The organism is Pantoea sp. UBA5923, from assembly GCF_002431095.1.
Taxonomy (GTDB): Bacteria; Pseudomonadota; Gammaproteobacteria; order Enterobacterales; family Enterobacteriaceae; genus Pantoea; species Pantoea piersonii.
Genome location: NZ_DJDN01000060.1, coordinates 91,687 through 109,547, shown reverse-complemented (window position 1 = coordinate 109,547; position 17,861 = coordinate 91,687). Strand labels below are relative to the sequence as shown.

The following is a 17,861-nucleotide window of genomic DNA, read 5'->3' as shown; positions in this document are numbered from 1 at the left end:
CGCCGATCGATCGCTTTGAGCTACCGGCACACTATACCCGAAAACGCATTCGCTCTATGGGACGCGTCTCGCTGCTGGCGACACGCGCCACCGAACTGGCGCTGGAACAGGCGGGCTTGATTGATCATCCCGCGCTGGTCAGCGGCGAAACCGGTATCGCCTATGGTTCTTCCACCGGCAGCACAGGGCCGGTAAGCGAATTCGCCACCATGCTGACCGAGAAACACACCAATAACATCACCGGCACCACGTACGTACAGATGATGCCGCATACCACAGCGGTTAACGCCGGTCTGTTTTTCGGGCTGCGTGGACGGGTTATTCCTACCTCCAGCGCCTGTACCTCAGGCAGCCAGGCGATCGGCTACGCCTGGGAAGCGATCCGTCACGGCTATCAAAAAGTGATGGTTGCAGGCGGAGCAGAAGAGCTGTGCCCTTCGGAAGCGGCGGTGTTTGATACGCTGTTCGCCACCAGCCAGCGCAACGACGCGCCCGAAAGCTCGCCTGCGCCTTTCGATCATCAGCGGGATGGTCTGGTGATCGGCGAAGGGGCCGGCACCTTGATTCTTGAGTCGCTGGAGCATGCGCAGGCACGTGGCGCGACCATTTACGCTGAGCTGGTGGGATTCCATACCAACTGCGATGCGGCGCATATTACGCAGCCACAGCGTGAAACCATGCAGATCTGTATTGAGCGTGCGCTGCACAGCGCTAACCTGACGCCGGAACATATTGGCTATATCTGCGCGCATGGTACCGCCACCGATCGCGGCGATATTGCGGAAAGCCAGGCGACGGCGGCGGTGTTTGGCAACAGTACGCCTGTTTCATCGTTGAAAAGCTATTTTGGTCATACCCTGGGCGCGTGCGGTGCGCTGGAAGCGTGGATGAGTATTGAGATGATGCGTGAAGGGTGGTTTGCGCCGACGCTGAATCTGCATCAGCCCGCGGCCGAATGCGGTGAGCTGGACTACATTATGGGCGAGCCGCGGCTGCTGGAAACCGATTATATTCAGTCGAATAACTTTGCCTTTGGCGGCATTAACACGTCACTTATCTTTAAACGCTGGCGCGACGCCTGACGCCATCCCTTTACTTACTGAACGGCCACTCCCGCGACGCGCAGGAGTGGCCGCCGTCTGCCGCTCCTGTGCCTGTCCGCCTGAAATACGATTTCGCTTGCAATAAAATTAAGGCTACGCATAATCGCAAACCGTAATAATAATGATTATCAGTAACCTTAGCATTAGGGATCGACTATGCGCCGTTCGCTTTCTTCTCCCGGATTTAAACCGACGCTGCTGGCTCTGTTCGTCAGCACCGGTTGTTTGCCAGTGATGGCTGCTACTACCAACACCAGTAACGCTTCTTCAGCGGCCCGCGAGGCCGCGCCTGCTGCCAGCAGCGAGCAGACCCTGACCGTCACCGCCGCGCCGCAAAGCGATTTCAAACCCGGCGGCGACCAGCTGGTGCCCGCTTACCTGGATGGTCAGGTGGCCCACGGCGGCCGTCTCGGCATGCTGGGCGAGCAAAACGCCATGGACGTGCCGTTCAACGTCATCGGCTTTACGTCGAAAATGATCCAGGATCAGCAGGCGAAAACCATCGCCGACGTGGTGAAAAACGACGCGGGCGTACAAAACGTCAAGGGCTACGGCAATTTTGCTGAAAGCTACCGTATTCGCGGCTTTGAGCTTGATGGCGATGATATGACCTTTGGCGGTCTGCCTGGCGTCGTGCCGCGTCAGGTAATGGACGCTTCGCTGGTCGATCGCGTTGAGATTTTCAAAGGGGCGAACAGCCTGCTAAACGGCGCGGCAAGCACTGGCGTCGGCGGCGTGATTAACCTGGAGCCGAAGCACGCGGAAGATCTGCCGCTGACCCGCGTGGGAGTCGACTACACCTCCGATTCCCAGACCGGCACTACTATTGATACCGGTCGCCGCTTTGGTGATGACAACCAGTTTGGCGTGCGTCTAAATGCCGTTCATCGCGAAGGCGAAACCGGCGTGGACGGCGAGAAGAAAAGGACCACGGCGGTCTCTGTTGGGCTGGATTATCGCGGCGATCGTCTGCGTACCTCGCTGGATGTCGGCTACCAGAAAAAAACTTTCCATGACGGGCTGCAGGGCGTCAACATCAGCGGCGTCGATTTTATCCCTGCTGTGCCGTCAAATTCGCATAACTACAGCCAGAAATGGGTGTACAGCAATATGGAGTCGGAATTCGGTATCGCGAAGGCGGAGTATGACCTGAGCGACAACTGGACCGCCTATGCAGGACTCGGCGCGCAGCATGCGCACGAAACCGGCAACTACGGCACGCCGAAGCTGACGAACAGCAACGGCGACGCGACTCTCAGCACGTTCAATAGCAACCGTGTCCAGGACAATATGAGCGGTATGGCGGGCCTGCGTGGACATTTTACAACTGGCTTCGTTACGCATCAGGTCAATGTCGGCTATTCCGCGCTGACCACCAATGCTAAAAACGCTTACAACATGTCTCTGACCGGGACAGCGACCAATATCTACGCGACTGAGGACATTGATGCGCCGTCGCCCAACTTCGCCGGCGGGAAATTCTCCGATCCGCTGACCACGACGCGCTCGCGCACTCAGGGCTATCTGTTGAGCGACACGCTGGGGTTCTTTGACGACTCGGTACTGCTGACGCTGGGGGCGCGCCATCAGAAAGTCGTGGTGCGCAACTACAACTACAACACCGGCGCCGAAGATACCTCGTCGCGCTATACCAATAGCCGCTGGATGCCAACCTACGGCCTTGTCTATAAACCCTGGCAGAGCATTTCCCTCTATGCGAATCACACCGAAGCGTTACAGCCGGGAGAGGTTGCGCCAGACAACAATACGGTCACCAACCCAGGCGCAATAACCGGCATTGCCCATTCGAAACAGAATGAGGTCGGCGTAAAAGCTGACTTTGGCCGCGTTGGCGGCTCGCTGTCGCTGTTCGATATTCGCAAACCATCCGGCATTATTAACGCTGCTGGCGCCTATGCAATGGACGGCGAAGAGCGTCATCGCGGCATGGAGACCAATATTTTCGGCGAACCTGTGCTGGGGCTGCGTCTGAACGCAAGCGCCACCTGGCTTAATCCAGAGATGGAAAAAACAGAGAACGGCACTTATGACGGTAAGCAGGCGATCGGCGTGCCCCGTTATAACTATGCGCTCGGCGCCGAATATGACATTAAACCGCTGGAAGGCCTGACCGCTACCGCCTTGCTGAACCACTCAGGTTCGCAATGGGCCGACTCCGCCAACACGAAAAAGATCGACAGCTACACCACGCTGGATTTAGGGCTGCGCTACCGTATGAAGCTCAACCAGAATGATATGGTCTGGCGCGTGGCGGTTGAGAACGTGACCAATGAGAAATACTGGGCTAACGTCGACAGCACAGGCACTTATCTGACACAAGGCGACGGCCGCACGCTGAAAGTCGGCGTCAGCTACGACTTTTAACCGGCTAAGGGGGCGCGCTTCGCGCCCCCTGTTTTTTGGTACCAGAAAACGCTGGCGGGCCAGCCGGTTTCATTTACACTGGTCGGCGCCGCAAGCCAGCGGCGATCCACTGATTTCTGTTGAGAACCTATGCTTCCACTGTCGCCGCACGATCCGCAAGATGAGCCCCTTCGCCAGTCGCTGGACGATGCGCACTTCGCCATCCTGGTGCTTGCGGTGACCTCTGTTACGCTTATAATCTTTGTCCTGATGGTGACGCTCTGGATGAGCTAAAGAGACAATCGTAAGCGGCAGGGATGTTCAGAAGGAGCATGTATGGAATCGCGAGATGACAAACTGATCGCCATTATTGGTCTGCTGGCCGCCTGTCTGATTGGCGTGGTGTTTCTTTTTACCATGACCTGGCTCACCGATGTTCGTCACCCTGCCGATCCTTCGCTTGAAGTGCAGAGCTGCACGCCAAAAAAACCGCCTGCTCACGCCTCCTGAAATCGGGTCTGAAATTTAATTTGCTGACTGCGTAACACCAGCGCTAAACCTTCATGCAGCGTGCGGTTGCCGTTGGGATCGCCAAGCCCGAACAGCGCGCCCGGCGAACGACGATCGTCAGCCCAGGCGGGATACTCCACGACGGGATAGAGCGAAACGCCTTCCAGACCGACGCCCTGATCCAGCGCCAGCATCGCCTCTTCGCTGATATGCTGTAGCCAGGGCGCGCGCGCTTCGCCTTCCGCGCCCGTTTCCGCCAGCAGCAGAGGGCGCTGATAGCGCTGCCAGCACTGGGCAAGCAGGCGATGCAGCGGCTGACGCAGCGGATGCGTCTCCGGCATCGGTTCGCCAGGAAAGAACCAGTGATTATCGGGATAGTAGTTTAACCCGAGAATATCGAGGCAATCTTCGCTGCCGCCCAGCTCGCTGTCGATACGGCCCGCCAGCATATGCCAGGCTTCAAACTGCGCCTGATGCTGCACGTCGGCATAGGGTTTGCTGTCTAGGTTATGCGGATCGCTGGCGATCTGCACCAGCGGATCGGTCAGGACAAAGCGCGCATCGGGATAAACCTCGCGGATCGCATGGATCGCCGCCAACGACGCGCGCACCAGCTGACGCTTCAGCTCCTTGCCGCGGTTGGTGACGTGTGGATTGAACCAGGCGACGTCGGCACCGGCCCATGCCCAGAATGAAATCTGATTGACAGGGGTGAAAAAGGGGCGTTCGATGCCTTCATCGCGCATCAGCTGCGCCATCGCGCGGGCGAAACGGGCAAAGTGCTCTATAAAGGATGCTTTCCAGATATTCAGATGATCGGGATAGCCAAAGTGCGCTAGCTCCCAGATGATCTCCATCTCATGACGTCTGGCCGCCTGTAGCATCGGCAGAAAGCTGCTCCAGTCGTAGCTGTCCGGCTCTTTCTCAATCAGATACCAGCGCGCGCCGTCGCGCGCCGTATGCAGACGCTGCGCCGACAGCGCGGCGTAATCTTTATCCAGCAGCATATCGTGACCGCTGCTGATCACCATGTCCAGCCGCTTGCCTGCGGTGCGGCAGGCGGTAGAGCAGGGGAAGCTGCCCTGAAAAAAACTTTTAAACAGCCGGGGATGATGGCGCTGAAGCAGGGATGAATCTGGCGTCATGGTCCGCTCCTGTAACTGGCCGGTCGTGATAGTCTGGCTAAGTCTAGCTGAAAAAACGGCGCTGTCTGGCCGTTCTCAGAGTGCACGTATAGCCATAACCGGCGAAGCGTTAAATAATAAGATGGTGTCGATTATTCAGGGAACCCCAATGACCGAAGCGTTAAATCTGCTGACTGAACAGCCTGACGTCAGCTGGCTTGAGGAGATTATCGGCCCGCGCAGCGCCCGCCATCCCGGCCTGAGCGGCATTCATCCGCTTGCGGACGGGCTGGACGCATTCGCCGCCCGCTACCTGCTGATAGGCAAAGCGGAGCGCACGCTGGATGTGCAGTACTATATCTGGCAGAACGATATGTCGGGACGCCTGCTGTTTTGCGCGCTGCTGGAGGCGGCCGGGCGCGGCGTTAAGGTGCGGCTCCTGCTGGATGACAACAACACGCCTGGCCTGGACGATACCCTGGCGCGCCTCGATCGCCATCCCAATATTACGGTAAAGCTGTTTAACCCGTTCTCGTTCCGCACCATTCGCGCGCTGGGCTATCTTACCGATTTCGCCCGACTCAACCGCCGCATGCATAATAAAAGTTTTACCGTGGACGGCGTGGCGACCATCGTCGGCGGGCGCAACGTCGGCGATGAATATTTCGCTACCGGCAGCGAACCGCTGTTCGCCGATCTCGACGTGCTGGCGATAGGCCCGGTGGTAGCGGAGGTGACGGAAGATTTTGAGCGCTACTGGCAGAGCAAACCGGTGGCGCCGTTAAAGAAGGTGCTGGACGAAAGCGAACACCAGCATGGCGTAGTGGCGCTGCCGCCCGACTGGCGCGACAGCGAGGCGGTGCAGCGCTATCTGGCGCGTCTTGAAAGCTCGCACTTTGTCAGCCAGCTGGAGCAGGGAACGCTGCGTATGACCTGGGCCAGGGCGCGCCTGCTGAGCGACGATCCGCGTAAAGGGCTGGGCCGCGCAAAGCGCAAGAGCCTGCTGCCGCAGCGCATGCTGGACGTGATCGGCGCGCCGCAGCGGCAGTTCGATATAATTTCCGCCTACTTTGTCCCCACGCGCGCCGGCGTCGCGCAGCTGCTGGCGCTGAGACGGCGCGGCGTAAAAATCGCTATTCTGACAAACTCCCTTGCCGCGAATGACGTTTCGGTGGTGCACGCCGGTTACGCCAAATGGCGTAAGAAGCTGCTGCGGCGCGGCATTGAGCTTTATGAGCTGAAGCCGCAATCGGGCGTACCCGACGCGCCTCACGACCGCGGTCTGACCGGTAACTCTGGCTCCAGCCTGCATGCCAAAACCTTTACCGTCGATCAGGAAACGCTGTTTATCGGCTCGTTCAACTTCGATCCCCGTTCGGCGGTGCTGAACACCGAGATGGGGCTGGTGATTGAGAGCGAAGCGCTGGCGCGACAGACCCACCAGCGCTTTAACGCCGCGATGCGCGATCGCGCCTGGACGTTGCGTCTCGATAAGTGGGGACGCGTCAACTGGGTAGAGTATGCAGGCGAAGCGCAGGAGGTGGTGCATAAGCACGAGCCGCGCTGTACCTGGGTACAGCGCCTGCTGGTGCGTCTGGTGTGGCGTCTGCCTATCGAGTGGCTGCTCTGAACATCAGCCGCCCGGGCTAACAGAGGCAAACCGCGGGTAACCGGGCGCTTTCCCTGCCGCCCGAGGTTGTGCCCTATTTTTTCTGCGGTTTGCCAGAGAACAGGAAGCGCAGCAGCGGAATGCGCAGGTGAATTTCATACAGCAGAAACGCCACGCCGAACACCAGCGCCAGCCCCACAAAGAAGCCCAGCGTGTTATTGCCAATTTGCGGCGTAATGAAAATGCCGTAGAGCAGCGTCAGCGGGTGGTGTACCAGGTAGATAAACAGCGAGGCGTTAACCAGATACATAATGCGCGGCGAGTGGGAATTGAGCATGCGGTGGCCGAAGCTGAAACAGACATTCAGCATGCATAATCCCATCAGCGTGGTAATCAGCGCATCCAGCTCATAGAGCCAGCCGTCGCCGCTGCTGTAACGCTGGTTAAGGCTGTAGGCGATAAAAACCAGAATCGCGCCGAAGCACATCACCGGATTAAAACGCACAAACAGCTGCTTCAGGGCAGGGTGCTTCCACGCCAGCGCGCCCAGCATAAAGAAGGGCAAAAACAGCAGCGTCTGCATCACCATAATACTGAACAGGCCATCCATCAGCAGCGCCGGGAAAAAGGTAAATATCGCGCGGCGAAAAATATCCCACAGCAGCGCATAGCCCATCACCGCTAGCGTCACTTTTCCCCAGCCGATGCGGCTGTAATCAATATGACGATGCTGTCGACGCAGCCAGTTAAAGGTCAACATGCCGAGCGCGGTCAGTATTACCAGCACCAGCAAAAACCACAGGTGCGAGATCAGCTCCCACATCAGGTTATTGAACTTGCCGTAAAGCGTCAGCGTGTCCCAGTTGCCCATCTTGTCCGTCAGCGCGCGCAGCATAAAGAACTGAGGCAGCGTAATCAGCGGCACCGCGGTCAGCAACGGAATGCCGACGCGCTCAAGACGCACTTTCAGCCAGCGCTTCGCCTCATAACGCAGGTAGAGCATGTAGGAGAAGTAGCCTGAGATAACGAAAAAGACCTGCATACGGAAGGCGTGAATAAAATCATTCAATACGGTCAGCCAGAGCGAGGCTTCCTGACTATTGACGGCCCACTTTTGAGTGGAATAGATGAGGGAAACGTGAAACGGTACCCCCAGCAGCATCAAATACGCCCGAATCGAATCGAGAAAATATTCACGTTCAGGTTTTGCTGTGCTCATAAAGTTCCAGTTTGTTAGTCCGTTTCTGCCAGTTTCGCCCTGAAACTGATTTATGCCGGAGGGAAATTCTACCCGCTGTAAACAGCGTATACTATCAGTTGATTCTGGAACGTTTAATTGTCCTAAAAGCAGGCGTTATCCTGACGAAACCATGGAACATTCTTTTGGATATGCTGTCGGAAAACCGAATAATCCTTTAAGATAAATGGGTTTGTATTTAGCACACGAAAGGGGGGGATGTGCTGATTAAAGTAGAAAATAAAGGCGGACTGATGAAAATGCGCTGGGTTGGCGCGGCAGTTCTGCTGGCGTTGTACGCCAATAATAGCTGGGCGTTTAACCTTGATGATGTCGCAAAAGAAGCTAAAACGCTGGCAGGGAAAAGTTTTGAAGCGCCTAAGAGCAATTTACCCTCTCAGTTTCGTGAAATGAAATTTGCTGACTATCAGCAGATCCAGTTTAACCACGATAAAGCGTACTGGGGCAAACTGCGTACGCCGTTCAAACTTGAGTTTTACCACCAGGGCATGTATTTCGACACGCCGGTAAAAATCAACGAAGTGACGGCTAACGCGGTGCGCGAAATCAAATACAGCCCTGACTATTTCAACTTCGGCAACGTTAAACACGATGCCGACGCGGTGAAAAACTTAGGGTTCGCCGGTTTTAAAGTGCTTTATCCGCTCAACAAGCGCGATAAAGATGACGAAATCACCAGCTTCCTTGGCGCAAGCTATTTCCGCGTGATCGGGGCCGATCAGGTATATGGCCTGTCCGCGCGCGGTCTGGCGATCGACACGGCGCTGCCGTCCGGCGAAGAGTTCCCGCGCTTTAAAGAGTTCTGGATCGCGCGTCCGAAACCGCAGGACAAACAGCTGGTGATCTATGCGCTGCTCGACTCGCCGCGTGCGACGGGCGCCTATCGCTTTACCGTACATCCGGGCAAAGAGACCACTGTCGATGTGCAGTCGAAGGTCTATCTGCGCGATAAAGTCGGCAAGCTTGGCATTGCGCCGCTGACCAGTATGTTCCTGTTTGGCACCAATCAGCCTTCGCCGGTCACCAACTTCCGTCCGGAACTGCATGACTCCGACGGCTTGTCGATTCACAACGGCAACGGCGAATGGATCTGGCGGCCGCTCAACAACCCGCGTCATCTGGCGGTGAGCACCTACACCATCGAAAGCCCGAAAGGTTTCGGTCTGCTGCAGCGCAGCCGCGATTTCAGCCACTATCAGGATCTCGACGATCGCTACGATATGCGTCCGAGCGGCTGGGTTGAACCGCAGGGCGACTGGGGCAAAGGCCGCGTCGAGCTGGTAGAGATCCCGACTGCGGATGAAACCAACGACAATATCGTCGCCTTCTGGACGCCGGAGAATCTGCCGGATCCGGGCAAAGAGATGAACTTCAGCTATCGTCTGCACTTTACGCGCGACGAAAGCCAGCTTCACTCTGACGATACCGCCTGGGTGAAAAACACGCTGCGTTCGGCGGGAGACGTGAAGCAGTCTAATCTGGTGCGTCAGCCGGATGGATCTATCGCCTTTACCATCGATTTTGTTGGTAAAGCGATGAGCCAGATGCCGGAAAACAGCCAGGTCGCGCCGCAGGTCAGCGTGGGCGACAACGGTGAAGTGGTTGAGCAGAGCGTGCGCTATAATCCGGTCACAAAAGGCTGGCGTCTGGTGCTGCGTCTGCGCGTCAAAGATAACAAACAGCCTACCGAAATGCGCGCCGCGCTGGTTAGCGGTGACAAGACATTGACGGAAACCTGGAGCTATCAGTTACCTGCCAATGAATAATCCGACATTTATTCCTAAAAGCTATGTGGAAGCCCTGCCGCTGGATGCGGCAGGAAAAGCCCGGTTAAGCGCCTCGCTGCAACACGCCGAGGCGTTTCACTTCATACACGATACGCTTGGCCAGGATGTTGCCGCCAGCGATCGTCCTGATGATGCGCCGCTTAAGTCCGTTTCCGCCCGCGTCAAAATGGCGTGGCCTGAATCGCTGGCCGACGGGAAGCAGTTCGGCAAGGATTACCTCGATCGCACCACGCTGAAGGCGATGCCAAAGGTCAAACGCTCGCTGATGTTCCCGGAAGCCTGGCGGACCAACCCGCTGGTGCGCGCCTGGAACTCGCTGCGCGGCGAAAAGCTGACGCATCGCTACGCCAGCGCGGAAGAGCAGCGCGCCGAGGAGAAGTGGCGTCATGTCGGATCTATCCGCCGCTATGTGCTGCTGATCCTCACCCTGTTCCAGACGGTTATCGCCACCTGGTACATGAAAACCATTCTGCCTTATCAGGGATGGACGCTGCTCGATCCGATGGAGATGCTGAACCAGAACTGGCAACAGTCGGTGATGCAGATCCTGCCTTATGTACTGCAGACCGGCATTCTGTTCCTGTTCGCTATTCTTTTCTGCTGGGTCTCGGCGGGATTCTGGACCGCGCTGATGGGCTTTTTGCAGCTGCTGATTGGGCGCGACAAGTACAGCATCTCCTACTCGACGGCAGGCGATGAGCCGCTTAACCCGGAGCACCGCACCGCGCTGATTATGCCGATCTGTAACGAAGATGTGGAACGCGTCTTCGCGGGCCTGCGCGCCACCTGGGAATCGGTGGTTCGCACCGGTAATGCGGAGCACTTCGACGTTTACGTGCTGAGCGACAGCTACGATCCTGATATCGCGATTGCGGAGCAGAAGGCGTGGATGGAGCTGGTGCGCGACGTTGGCGGGGCGGGCAAGATTTTCTACCGCCGTCGTCGTCGCCGCGTGAAGCGTAAGAGCGGCAACATCGACGACTTCTGCCGTCGCTGGGGCAGCAACTACAGCTACATGGTGGTACTGGACGCAGACAGCGTAATGAGCGGCGAATGTCTTACCGGTCTGGTGCGCATGATGGAAGCGAACCCTAATGCCGGTATTATCCAGTCCTCGCCGAAGGCGTCGGGCATGGATACGCTCTACGCGCGCTGTCAGCAATTCGCCACGCGCGTTTACGGTCCGCTCTTCACCGCTGGTTTGCACTTCTGGCAGCTTGGCGAGTCGCACTACTGGGGACATAACGCCATTATCCGCGTGAAGCCCTTTATTGAGCACTGCGCGCTGGCGCCGCTGCCGGGCGAGGGCTCTTTCGCCGGATCGATCCTGTCGCACGACTTCGTTGAAGCTGCGCTGATGCGCCGCGCCGGCTGGGGCGTATGGATCGCTTACGATCTGCCTGGCTCGTATGAGGAGCTGCCGCCGAACCTGCTGGACGAGCTGAAGCGCGACCGTCGCTGGTGTCACGGCAACCTGATGAACTTCCGCCTGTTCCTGGTGAAAGGCATGCACCCGGTGCACCGCGCGGTGTTCCTGACCGGCGTAATGTCCTATCTCTCGGCACCGCTCTGGTTTATGTTCCTGGCGCTCTCCACGGCATTGCAGGTGGTGCATACGCTTATGGAGCCGACCTACTTCCTGCAGCCGAGGCAGCTCTTCCCGGTCTGGCCGCAGTGGCGTCCTGAACTGGCGATCGCGCTCTTCTCGACGACGCTGGTGCTGCTTTTCCTGCCGAAGCTGCTCAGCGTGGTGCTGATCTGGTTCAAGGGAGCGAAACCTTACGGCGGCGCGTTCCGTCTGTTTATTTCGCTGCTGCTGGAAATGCTCTTCTCCGTCTTGCTGGCGCCGGTGCGTATGCTGTTCCATACCGTGTTTGTAGTCAGCGCCTTCCTGGGCTGGGAAGTGGTGTGGAACTCGCCGCAGCGTGACGATGACGCCACGCCGTGGAGCGAAGCGTTCCGTCGTCACGGCTCGCAGATGCTGTTAGGCATCGTCTGGGCGGTTGGCATGGGCGTGCTGGACCTCAACTTCCTGTGGTGGCTGGCACCGATCGTCTTCTCGCTGATCCTGTCGCCGTTCGTATCGGTGATGTCGAGCCGCGCGACGGTGGGGCTGAAGAGCAAGCGCGCGAAACTTTTCCTTATCCCGGAAGAGTACGAGCCGCCGAAAGAGCTGGTGGATACCGACCATTATCTGCAGCTCAACCGCGAGCGCGCGCTGAAGCATGGCTTTATGCATGCGCTGTTCCATCCGGCGTTTAACGCGCTGGCGACCGCGCTGGCGACATCGCGTCACCGGCAGAGTCAGCTGCTTGATTATGCGCGCGATCGCCGCGTCGATCAGGCGCTGAGCGACGCGCCTGAGAAGCTGAGCCGTGAACAGCGTCTGCAACTTATCAGCGACCCGGTGGTGCTGGCGCGCGTTCACTCGCGCCTGTGGGAAAACGGCGATAAGTATCATCAGTGGGTGGAAAGCTATCAGAAGCTTGCGCTGAACCCGCTGGCGCTACCGCCGCAGGCGGGTTAAGATTCAAAACGTGTAAAGCGGCAGCAATGCCGCTTTTTTTATGGGCGCATTTTAACGGCATCATTACGTTTTACTGGCGTAATATGGCGAAAAAAAACCTGACGCATTATCTACAATAGCGGCGGGCTGGAATGAGTAACGCGTGTGAAAAGTTTGCTGAAAATAATGGTGGTCGCGCTGACGGCGCTAATATTAAGCGGGTGCGGCAGTATTATCAGTCGCGCCGTACCGGGGCAGGGACACGGCAACCAATACTATCCTGGCGTACAGTGGGATGTGCGCGACGGTCCATGGCGCGTGCTGACCATTCTCGATCTGCCGCTGTCGCTGGTGGTGGACACCATGCTGCTGCCGGTTGATGCCCACCACGGGCCTTATGAGTAATCAGAGCAGGCGATCTGACTCGCTGTTGTCATCTTCCCACTCTTGCGCCGCCGTTTCGCCCTCTTCACTGTCGAGCGGAGGCTCAAGCTGAAATTCCCCTTCATCCCATTCGTGCAGCGTATTCTCGGCTAACCACTCCTGACGCAGCTCGACCTCGTCGAAATCGCCGTCAAAAATCGCCTGTGCCGCCTCGCCGCTGCGGATCGGCAGACACTCACCCGATTCGCCTTCCTCTTCAAAGAACTCTGCCTGCCACATAATATCGCCATCCTGCATTACGTACTTCTGCAGGCCAAACTGATTAATGCTGGCATCCTCTTCTTCAATGTCGGGATGATCGGCGAGAAACTCTTCACGTGCAGCCTCGATGGCTTCTTCTAAGGTACTGAACATGCTCATTACTCTTCTCCTTGCCTTATAAAAGGGATGTCAGAGAAGGATAGACGAAAATTTTCGGGGCAAAGTACGAAAAAGAGACGGCGGGAGCGAAAGTCGTCCCACCGTCATCGATCAGAGCGATTTTTGTGGAAAGTGCAGCACCGGGCGCACCGTTTCACGCATAACGGGCGCAGAGTAGCGAATACAACATTTAATACAGGGTTTAACCTTTTTAAAATTAATTCGCGCAATAGATAATGCCTGATTCAGGTTATATAGCGTGCCGATAAAAACGATATCCTCTTTAGCCGGCATGCGCTTACACTCTTTGCGGTGTAAATAATGATAATTATCCTGATCGGTACTGATTGTTACGTAGTAATAGATGCCTTTATTCATTTTTATGTTCCTGCTAGAGGTTTGCTGTGTGTAATCTTTTTATATTTTTAAAAGGGCAGCTGAATAATTAACTGCTACGAGCGAAACTACCGATATGTATCTAAATGTTCAAATTCCATAAAAGTATAAAGCAGGCCACTGAAAGGCATAATGCTTATATGCGTCAGGTTTAATCAGACAATGCCTTGTAAAATAAGTTAATTTTACTGCACACATAAGCTAAAACAAAGAATTGTCAATGAACAAATAAGAAAAGGCCTGGAGTTAATATAAATCAGATCCAACCAGGATAAATCTCAAACATTAATTTTACAGGCAAGGAATGGCGATATTAAGGGCAGCAAACGGTTTTCCAGCAAAATTAATACAGCAGGCATAAACAATTAATTATTGCGGCAAACCAGCGCAAGCTCTCCTTTAGTTTAGACTGGACCTTACGGAAGGGCTGGTAAGTTTTTATCTTTAAAAGACAAGGACTTGCTACATAATGCGGCAGGTTATAAGCGTAAGCGGCGGTAATGCTTAACGCCAGCGGGAAACAGGGTGCCCGCTGGCAAGAGATTAGTAGCGTGAAGGCTCACCTTCGGGGCGGGTTTTAAAGCGGCGATGAAGCCACATATATTGCTCAGGCGCCAGCAGCACGCCTTCTTCCACCACTTTATTCATTTGCGCAGCGGTTGCGACATCGCTGTCGAGCGGCATCTGCTCGCTGACGTCAGGTAAAATCAGCATCTGGTAGCCGCGGCCGTGGGGCAGGCGGCGCGGAACAAAGGGCACCACGTGCGGCTTGCCGCTGCGGATCAGCAGATAGGTACCCACCGTGGTGGCGGCTTTTTCCACCGCAAAGAAGGGCACAAACACGCTGCTGCGCGGGCCGTAGTCGTGGTCGGGTGCGTACCAGATAATATCGCCGTTTTTCAGCGCGCGGATCATGCCTTTCAAATCCTTGCGATCGAGCATGCTTTTATTGGAACGCATGCGGCCCCAGGTCTGTAGCCAGTCGAGCAGCTTATTATCGTTGGGGCGATAAACGCCGATGCCGGGATTGTAGATGCCGAAAATACGCGCGCCTAACTCCAGCGTCAGAAAGTGCATACCGATAAGCAGCACGCCGCGCTGCTCATCTTTGGCTTTTTGAATATGCTCAAGACCTGAAACATCAAACCACTTCTTAATGCGCCAGTCGGGCCAGAACCACGCCATGCCGGTTTCGATCAGTCCCATGCCTACCGACTCAAAGTTATGCTTTACCATCGCGTCTCGCTCGCTGGCAGGCATATTGGGAAAGCAAAGTTCCAGATTTCGCTGGGCGATGGCGACGCGGCGCTTTAAAAAACGCATTGCGATACGGCCTAAGCCGCAACCCAGCACATAGAGGAGCGGGTAGGGCAGCAAGACCAGCAGATAGAGAAAAGCGATGCCCAACCAGGTCAGCCAGTAACGGGGATGAAGGAGTTCTCGGGAAAATTGCGGCAGTTGAGTCATAGGGAAAAGCTTATCCTGCGTAAGGCGCTTAATGACGCCAATATCTCGTTGATTTTCCCCTATTGTGCCAGCTTTTCTTCTGCGCTGAAATAAACGCGGGCTGATTGCGCATGTGGCGAACTGAAAATAGCCAGGCCAGCAGAGCGGTTAAAAAAGGTTTCAGATCAATTTTCTTTGCATCCCGGTGCTTTGCTGTATCATGTGCGGCGCAATTTTTTATCCAAAACAGGAACGAACACCATGCCAGTGTTACATAACCTTGTTAACAATAAAGAGCTGAAGGCGCGCATGCTGGCGGAAACCGAACCGCGCACGACCGTCTCGTTCTACAAATACTTTCACATCGCCGATCCTCAGGCTTTTCGCGACGCGCTTTATCTCGGCCTGACCGAGCTGAAGGTTTTCGGCCGCGTCTATGTAGCGAAAGAGGGCATCAACGCGCAAATCAGCGTGCCGGCCAGCCTCTATGAAAAGATGAAGGCATTTCTCTACGGCTTTGATGCGGCGCTGGACAATCTGCGCATGAATATCGCGCTCGATGACGACGGCAAATCTTTCTGGGTGCTGCGCCTGAAGGTGCGCGATCGCATCGTTGCAGACGGCATTGAAGATGAGAGCTTCGACGCCAGCGATGTCGGCACCTACCTGAAAGCGGCGGAAGTCAACGCAATGCTGGACGATCCCGACGCAGTGTTTGTCGATATGCGCAACCACTACGAATATGAAGTGGGCCGCTTTGACAATGCTATGGAGATTCCGGCCGATACCTTCCGCGATCAGCTGCCGATGGCGGTCGAGATGCTGCAGGAGCAGAAAGATAAAAAAATCGTTATGTACTGCACCGGCGGCATTCGCTGTGAGAAGGCGAGCGCCTGGATGCGTCATAACGGCTTCGAGGATGTTTACCATATCGAAGGCGGCATAATCGAATATGCGCGTCGTGCGCGCGAGCAGGGTTTACCGGTGCGCTTCAGGGGCAAGAACTTCGTTTTCGACGAGCGAATGGGCGAGCGGATCTCTGACGACGTGCTGTCACAGTGCCATCAGTGCGGCGCGCCGTGTGATACCCATACCAACTGCGTCAACGACGGCTGTCATCTGCTGTTTATTCAGTGCCCGAGCTGCGCCGAGAAGTTTCACAACTGCTGCAGCCCGATCTGTATGGAAGAGTCGCAGCTGTCGCCGGAAGAGCAGCGCGCGCGCCGCGCCGGTCGTGAAAACGGCAATAAGATTTTCAATAAATCGCGTGGCCGTCTGACGATGGCGATCCCGTCGCCAGAAAAAGAGTAACGCTTCGAGCCTGACGCGCCTGCGTCAGGCTTTTTTATCACTTCAGCGGTCGAAGCGGGAAAGGGAGAAGGGCGCGAGATCAAACGAAAAGGGTTTATCAAGCGCAAACTCTGTCGCCAGTTCGCCCAGCACGCTGGCAAACTTAAACCCATGTCCGCTAAGGCCGGTAATAATCAGGCGATTTGGCTCATCCGGCAGGGTATCGATAATAAAATCTTCATCCGGGCTCACGTCGTAGCTACAGGCCTCGCCGTGTAGACAAACGCCCACGCCAGGCAGGAATTTACGCAGGAACGCAAAGGCCTCGCTGCCATCTTCGGCGAAGCTGCCGAAGGGCTTGCGATCTTCCGGCTGCGTCATCGGCTGGCCGCCATCATGGCGTCCTAACTTCAGCGCATTGTTATCCGCCGGGAAGCCGTAAAACTGGCTGCCGTTCTCCATCTCTACCGTAAAACCGGGGAATTTATTGTTTTCGCTGTAGCGGCCGTCGGCCTGATACCAGGCGAACACTTTGCGCGTCGGCTTCAGCGGTAAATTGGGCACCAGCTTGCCGACCCAGGTGCCGGCGCTGATCAGCATTTTACGCGCGCGGAAGGTGCCATCTGCCGTCACCACCTGCTGCAGATCCCCATCACGGCCAATCTGCGAGACGCCGCAGTTAAACAGCTGCGCGCAGCCCGCCTGCTCGGCAAGTGAAATCCAGCTGCGCACCGCCTGCTCGCACTTCAGATAGCCTGACTGAGGCTCAAATACGCCGATGTAGCCGTCAGGCACGCTGATCTGCGGCCAGCGCTGCCGCACCTCATCCGCCTGCAGCACCTGCACGTCGAGCTTCCACGCCTGCGCGCTATCAATCACGTTACGGATGAAAGCGGAGTCGATGGGCGCGAGATTGATGATGCCGCTGCGGTGCATGATGCGCTCGCCAGCCTGCTTTTCCAGCTCGTCCCACAGCGTCTGCGCGCGCAGCACCAGCGGAACATAACGTTCGCCTTCGCCATAGGCGTGGCGGATCAGGCGCGTTTCGCCGTGATGCGTACCCTGGTTATGCGGCGGATGGCTGGAATCGATCATCAGCACCGACAGGCCCGCCTGGGTGGCGTAAAAGCCTGCGGCGGCGCCTACGGAACCGCTGCCCACCACAATCAGATCATAAATCATTGAATGGAAACTCCTGTAAGCCGAAACACGCTCAGCAGCATACCAGAATCAGAAATGAAAAAGGCACCCCTGAGGGTGCCCGTTCATCTGGCGGAGACTAATGCTTGGACTGGTAACGCTCCATCTGCTCGGCCGATTCGATCTTGGCAATGCCAGCTTCGAGAATAGAAATAAATTGCCTTGCCACGTCTGTTGTCAGCCAGTAGGTCGGTCCGACGTCTGCTTCTTCTTCTTTTTGATCCTGCGATGAAAGCGAGTGTAAGCGGATCATCATAGCGTCGTAGCTGTCTACGGTACTGATATCCCAGCCCACCAGCGGGTGAGTCTGAATAACGTCTTTATTATTACTGTCCATTATAACCTCCTTATTACTCGTTAAACGAAGTGCATGATGAGGTTCAATGCGGCTTTTTTATCCAGTAGCGAGACAATTATAACAGAAAATAAGCTCTATCCGATTAAAAAGTGCGGCGAACAAAAAG

At 56.1% G+C, this 17,861-nt stretch carries 16 protein-coding genes; 9 read left to right on the top strand and 7 right to left on the bottom strand.

Annotated features, from left to right (window positions below; all coding sequences use genetic code 11):
• The 4 genes from B3797_RS14600 to B3797_RS14585 all read left to right on the top strand — a co-directional run.
• The coding region (locus B3797_RS14600) for a beta-ketoacyl-ACP synthase (protein ID WP_311791443.1) at positions 1-1,082 on the top strand (1,082 nt) is incomplete at its 5' end.
• Positions 1,083-1,259: 177 nt separating this feature from the next.
• On the top strand, positions 1,260-3,488 hold the full coding sequence (locus B3797_RS14595) for a TonB-dependent receptor (RefSeq protein ID WP_414693093.1): 2,229 nt from the start codon (positions 1,260-1,262) through the stop codon (positions 3,486-3,488).
• A gap of 129 nt (positions 3,489-3,617) precedes the next feature.
• Positions 3,618-3,761, top strand: coding sequence for a hypothetical protein (locus B3797_RS14590; protein WP_167456945.1), 144 nt, complete (start codon positions 3,618-3,620; stop codon positions 3,759-3,761).
• Positions 3,762-3,803: 42 nt separating this feature from the next.
• Positions 3,804-3,977, top strand: coding sequence for a hypothetical protein (locus B3797_RS14585; protein ID WP_167456946.1), 174 nt, complete (start codon positions 3,804-3,806; stop codon positions 3,975-3,977).
• On the opposite strand, the gene B3797_RS14580 is transcribed toward B3797_RS14585, so the two are convergent.
• Positions 3,965-5,122 carry a beta-glucosidase gene (locus B3797_RS14580; RefSeq protein WP_311791442.1) on the bottom strand — a complete coding sequence of 386 codons (1,158 nt, stop codon included), beginning with the start codon at positions 5,120-5,122 and terminating at the stop codon, positions 3,965-3,967. The two genes, B3797_RS14585 and B3797_RS14580, sit on opposite strands and share 13 nt — an antisense overlap.
• A 148-nt stretch (positions 5,123-5,270) precedes the next feature.
• Here B3797_RS14580 and B3797_RS14575 point away from each other — a divergent pair, with 148 nt between their 5' ends.
• Positions 5,271-6,731 carry a phospholipase D family protein gene (locus B3797_RS14575; RefSeq protein ID WP_311781760.1) on the top strand — a complete coding sequence of 487 codons (1,461 nt, stop codon included), beginning with the start codon at positions 5,271-5,273 and terminating at the stop codon, positions 6,729-6,731.
• 73 nt (positions 6,732-6,804) lie between these two features.
• On the opposite strand, the gene mdoC is transcribed toward B3797_RS14575, so the two are convergent.
• The gene (gene mdoC / locus B3797_RS14570; protein ID WP_311781759.1) at positions 6,805-7,929 is read right to left on the bottom strand and encodes a glucans biosynthesis protein MdoC; all 1,125 of its coding nucleotides are present in this window, start codon (positions 7,927-7,929) and stop codon (positions 6,805-6,807) included.
• Positions 7,930-8,198: 269 nt separating this feature from the next.
• Between mdoC and B3797_RS14565 the strand changes: the two genes are divergently transcribed.
• The 3 genes from B3797_RS14565 to B3797_RS14555 all read left to right on the top strand — a co-directional run bounded on the left by B3797_RS14565 (position 8,199) and on the right by B3797_RS14555 (position 12,666).
• Positions 8,199-9,734, top strand: coding sequence for a glucan biosynthesis protein G (locus B3797_RS14565; RefSeq protein ID WP_311782248.1), 1,536 nt, complete (start codon positions 8,199-8,201; stop codon positions 9,732-9,734).
• The gene (mdoH, locus tag B3797_RS14560) at positions 9,727-12,282 is read left to right on the top strand and encodes a glucans biosynthesis glucosyltransferase MdoH (RefSeq protein ID WP_311791441.1); all 2,556 of its coding nucleotides are present in this window, start codon (positions 9,727-9,729) and stop codon (positions 12,280-12,282) included. Before B3797_RS14565 ends, mdoH begins: the two co-directional genes overlap by 8 nt.
• A 165-nt stretch (positions 12,283-12,447) precedes the next feature.
• Entirely contained in the window at positions 12,448-12,666 is a 219-nt protein-coding gene (locus B3797_RS14555; protein ID WP_311782247.1) for a YceK/YidQ family lipoprotein, read from the top strand.
• Here the strand turns inward: B3797_RS14555 and B3797_RS14550 are convergent, their stop codons facing one another.
• From B3797_RS14550 to B3797_RS14540, 3 genes are all read right to left on the bottom strand, one after another.
• Positions 12,667-13,065, bottom strand: a complete 399-nt coding sequence (locus B3797_RS14550) for a MysB family protein (RefSeq protein WP_311781757.1) — start codon at positions 13,063-13,065, stop codon at positions 12,667-12,669.
• Between the two features lie 111 nt (positions 13,066-13,176).
• The gene (locus tag B3797_RS14545) at positions 13,177-13,443 is read right to left on the bottom strand and encodes a hypothetical protein (RefSeq protein ID WP_311781756.1); all 267 of its coding nucleotides are present in this window, start codon (positions 13,441-13,443) and stop codon (positions 13,177-13,179) included.
• Positions 13,444-14,004: 561 nt separating this feature from the next.
• Positions 14,005-14,928: a Kdo(2)-lipid IV(A) acyltransferase gene (locus B3797_RS14540; protein ID WP_311781755.1), complete on the bottom strand. Its 924-nt coding sequence runs from the start codon at positions 14,926-14,928 to the stop codon at positions 14,005-14,007.
• Positions 14,929-15,168: 240 nt separating this feature from the next.
• Between B3797_RS14540 and B3797_RS14535 the strand changes: the two genes are divergently transcribed.
• A complete protein-coding gene (locus tag B3797_RS14535) occupies positions 15,169-16,218 on the top strand; it encodes a rhodanese-related sulfurtransferase (RefSeq protein ID WP_311791440.1) in 1,050 nt (349 codons plus the stop codon).
• 42 nt (positions 16,219-16,260) lie between these two features.
• Here B3797_RS14535 and solA read toward each other — a convergent pair whose 3' ends face one another.
• Entirely contained in the window at positions 16,261-17,379 is a 1,119-nt protein-coding gene (gene solA / locus B3797_RS14530) for an N-methyl-L-tryptophan oxidase (protein ID WP_311781753.1), read from the bottom strand.
• Positions 17,380-17,476: 97 nt separating this feature from the next.
• The gene (gene bssS, locus B3797_RS14525) at positions 17,477-17,734 is read right to left on the bottom strand and encodes a biofilm formation regulator BssS (protein ID WP_120451984.1); all 258 of its coding nucleotides are present in this window, start codon (positions 17,732-17,734) and stop codon (positions 17,477-17,479) included.
• Positions 17,735-17,861 lie beyond the last annotated feature (127 nt).